This is a genomic window from Thiohalorhabdus sp. (genome assembly GCF_036628635.1).
Taxonomy (GTDB): Bacteria; Pseudomonadota; Gammaproteobacteria; order Thiohalorhabdales; family Thiohalorhabdaceae; genus Thiohalorhabdus.
The window spans coordinates 1-3,924 of record NZ_JAZKRM010000095.1 but is presented as its reverse complement, the minus strand read 5'-3'; the positions used below and the strand labels follow the sequence as shown (position 1 = coordinate 3,924).

The window sequence follows — 3,924 nt, the reverse complement described above, 5'->3', positions numbered from 1 at the left end:
ACGGCCCGGGCTACTACCGGCGCTAAGTAGTTGAGGCCAGACAGGGGAAGGGGGATGTCCCCCTCCCCTTAAGGCCTCTTCCCGGTAACCAGGGAAGCCGATGGAGGGCCTGGGCAGGGCTGCGAGCCCTGCCCAGGCCCTCCATCCCTGTTAGACCCGTCGGGCCGGCACGTGTGCCGGCTCGAGGGGACCGGCTCGACGGGATTGGAGACCCTCTCGGACCCCAACGGGCCACCACGATCCATGCACTGGTGAGGAGGTCCGCCATGAAGGCTCCTGCGAGACCATTTCTGGCAACCGCCGTGCTGACCGGGTTATTGTTCCTGCCCGGCCTGGCGCAGGCGGATTGCGATCTGCCATGGGACGACGATGAGCCCTGGGAGGAGCCCCCCTACGCCTACGGGCCCTATGGCCCCGGAGGCTACGGGTACCCGCCTCCGGGCTATTACGACGACGATGACTGGTGGGAGGACATGCCCTGGGACGACGACGAGCCCTGGGAAGACCGAGGTTACGGGTACGGGCCCGGATACGGCCCGAACCCCCATGCCCCCTATAGGTCGGTTTACCGCGGATACCGCCCGCCGCACCCTGGCTACGGGCCAAGGACCTACGGTCCCCCACCGCGCTACGCTCCGGCCGGCTATTATCGCTAGCCGAAGCGCCCAACCGGCGCAGCTCATTGGTGGCGACCGGGCCCAGACTGGGCTTCGGCCGACGCCTGGAAAATCTGTGGGAATCATTCGGTAAGCAAAGGGAGCACCGATATGGCGAAAGCGATCACAGGCGCCCTCATGCTGGCATTGGGGACCGCCGGACTGGCTCATGCCGGCAATGACACCCCCGAATTCTCGGCCAAGGTCGTCCAGAAGGCCCCCAACCGGGCGGACATGACATGGCGGATCCATGCCGGCACCGTTTCCGGCAACCAAGCCATCCGCTCCGAATCCGAGCGCGGTGGCGAAAAATGGGCCCAGGTCACGTTCCCCGAAGAAGGCCGTCAGGTACTGATGAACCTCACCGCCAAGACCTACCAGGAGCGCTCACTTCCCGAGCCGCCACGGCAGCCGGCGAAGGCCGCCAAGGCCGAAAGCGGTGATTCCGGTCCCTGCCCCGACGTGCCCTGGGTGCGTTGCGAGAAGCTGGATACCGAAACGGTCCATGGACGGGATGCGGTGAAATGGCGGATCATGCGGTTCGGCAAGGGACAGCCGGCGCGCTGGCTGGTCTGGATTGACCAGGAGCGCGATTTCCCCGTGCGCCGAGTCGGCCCCGACGGCACCTACATGGAGCGCCGGCTCGCCAAGGAAGCGGCCCAGGTCAACGGGCGCCAGACCGAGAAATGGCAGACCGTGATCAGCCGGTCCAATGGCCGCAGCTTCCAGTCGGTGCGCTGGTACGACCCGGAGCTGGACATGACGATCAAGGAGAAGCGGGAAGGCGGCTTCGTTCGAGAGCTCAAAAACATCGAGGTTGGCGAGCAGCCGGACAAGCTCTTCCAGATCCCGGACAAGTTCTCCCCGGCCTACAAGGCTCGCGGCGGCAATCGGCCTCCGGCCAAGCGTTCCCCGAGCGACCGCACCTAGGCGGCCGGGCTCGGCCGGCCCCGGGCTCCCCTTGCTGAGCAGGTCCGGGGAGCGGCCGCCCCTGTAACCAGGGGGCGACGGGGCGCAGCGCCCCGGCTGGTCACACCCCAGGCAAGGAAGCTCGATCTATGATCACGGTGATCGCCAACATCAAGGGAGGCTCCGGAAAAAGCACGGTTGCCTTCAATCTGGGGATCTGGCTGGAATGGCACGGCTTGTCGGTGGCCGCCTACGACCTGGATCCTCAGCAGACCCTCTTCGATGTGGCCCAGATTCGCCGGGAGGAGGAGTTCACCCCGCCTTTCCAGGTCTATCAGGCCAGCGAGCCGCTGAGCCAATACCTCACCCACCACCCGGGAGAGGTGCTGGTGGACGTCGGGGCCGGCCAGATCCCGGCCATGCGGGACGCCATCTCCGTCGCGGATCGGGTCCTGATCCCGGTGCCGCCCAGCCAGGCGGACGTCTGGGCCGCCCAGCGCTTTCTGGCAATGATCCGGGAGGAGCTCAGCGACCAGAGCGAGCTGGAGATCATGGCCTTCATCAACCGCTCCGACACCCATCATGGGGTCCGCGAGAGCGACGAGACCGAGGCGGTGCTAAGCCGCATGGAGGGAGCGACCTACCTGCCCGAACGGTTGGCCCAACGGACCGTCTTCCGGCGCTCATTCAGCGAAGGCCTGGCCGTTTTCGAGCTCGAGCGTCGCTCCAAGGCCGCGCGCGAATTCAACGACTTGGCCCAGAAGCTTTACCCCGGCCTGGGCCCAGTACGGGCCAAGTCGGTGGGCGCCCAAGGTGGCGCCAAGGGCTAAAAGGACCCCGGCCGACCGGCGTTCGGCCGAAGCTCCCGAACCAGGAGCGCGGGCCCGGTTGATAGGCGGGTCGCTGGGCTGCGCGACCCTGACCGGCGCAACCGTTGCCCCCTTCCCGAAGGGATAAGCCCGACCGGCCCGCATTAACCAGTCGTCATCAGAACCAGGAAACGAACCATGGCAGAGACCCCGGAAACGGGAAACGGGGACCGGCGACAGCCGTCCGCCGAAGCCCCGCAGGATACAAAAACCCCCGAAACCAGTGAGGAGGGTCAGGCGGGAGGCCGCACCATGGAAGCTTCCATGTGTGACCTGGCGGACAGCTTCCGGGCCAGCGCCCGCCGCTGGGAGATTATTGTCTACCCCTCGCTGGTGGCCTTCATCATCCTGGCCATCTACGGCTTCTACCTTATCTACAACCTGACCCACGACATCCATCAAATGGCCCAGGACACTCGCGTCATGCAACAGGAAGTCCAGGACATGACGGAAAAGCTGACCGAGGTCTCGGGGAATATGCAAGCGGTTTCCGGGAATATGAAGGTCGTCTCGGAAAAGATGCAGACGGTGTCCGGACAGATGGGCACCGTGTCCGAGAACATGCCCAATCAGACCCAGGTAATGGCGACCATGAACAACCACCTGGGGAAGATGGATCGCACCATGGGGAAGATGGAGCGCACCATGGGTAACATGAGCATCAGCGTTGACCAGATGCGGTTCCATCTGGGCCGCCTCGACCGCAACCTGGGCAAGCCCATGTCCAAGATGAACGATATGATGCCCATGTGGTAGGCGAGCCCGCCTGCCGATCCAGAGGAGACCGGAATGTGGGGACCCCGTGCCTCGAACAGCGTTAAGCAGCACCTGGCCAGCCTCGAGCAGCACCTCGAGGAAGAGAACCCGATCCTGGTGGACGTGGTCCACAGCTTCCGCAAGCTGGACCGGGTCGGCTACCGCATGGGCCTGCTGGAGACGGACGATTCCTATGCCATGGCCATCCCCTGGTGGCCGCTGATCTCGATCCTGGGCACCTTCTCGGCCGGCAAGTCCAGCTTCATCAATCACTACCTGGACTTCAAGGTGCAGCGCACGGGAACCCAGGCGGTGGACGACAAGTTCACCGTCCTGTCTTATTCCAGCGATGACCAGGTGCGGGAGCTGCCGGGCATTGCGCTGAACTCCGATCCCCGCTTCCCCTTCTACCAGATGAGCGAGGAGCTGGATAAGGTCACCTCCGGGGAAGGGGCCTACCTGGATAGCTACCTGCGGCTCAAGACCTGTCCGGCACCCAATCTGCGCGGCCAGATCCTGATCGACTCCCCCGGTTTCGACGCCGACGCCCAGCGCACATCCACGCTGCGCATCACCGACTACATCGTGCACCTGTCCGACCTGGTGCTGGTGCTGTTCGACGCCCGCCACCCCGAGCCCGGGGCCATGAAGGATACCCTGAGCCATCTGGTGGCCGATGCCGTGCGCCACCGTGAATCCAGCAAATTCCTCTACATCCTGAACCAGATGGACGC

Annotated in this window: 5 protein-coding genes; all 5 read left to right on the top strand. The window is 64.9% G+C overall.

Translation table 11 applies throughout. From position 1 onward, the window contains the following. The first annotated feature begins 266 nt into the window (after positions 1-266). Positions 267-656, top strand: a complete 390-nt coding sequence (locus V5A19_RS13845; protein ID WP_332319437.1) for a hypothetical protein — start codon at positions 267-269, stop codon at positions 654-656. A gap of 111 nt (positions 657-767) precedes the next feature. Further along, positions 768-1,586, top strand: a complete 819-nt coding sequence (locus V5A19_RS13840) for a hypothetical protein (protein WP_332319436.1) — start codon at positions 768-770, stop codon at positions 1,584-1,586. 128 nt (positions 1,587-1,714) lie between these two features. After that, positions 1,715-2,395 (top strand): nucleotide-binding protein, encoded by a 681-nt coding sequence (locus V5A19_RS13835; protein ID WP_332319435.1) that lies wholly within the window; start codon positions 1,715-1,717, stop codon positions 2,393-2,395. Between the two features lie 177 nt (positions 2,396-2,572). Beyond that, positions 2,573-3,190, top strand: a complete 618-nt coding sequence (locus V5A19_RS13830) for a DUF948 domain-containing protein (protein ID WP_332319434.1) — start codon at positions 2,573-2,575, stop codon at positions 3,188-3,190. Positions 3,191-3,223: 33 nt separating this feature from the next. Beyond that, on the top strand, positions 3,224-3,924 hold a 701-nt coding region (locus V5A19_RS13825), incomplete at its 3' end, for a dynamin family protein (protein WP_332327956.1).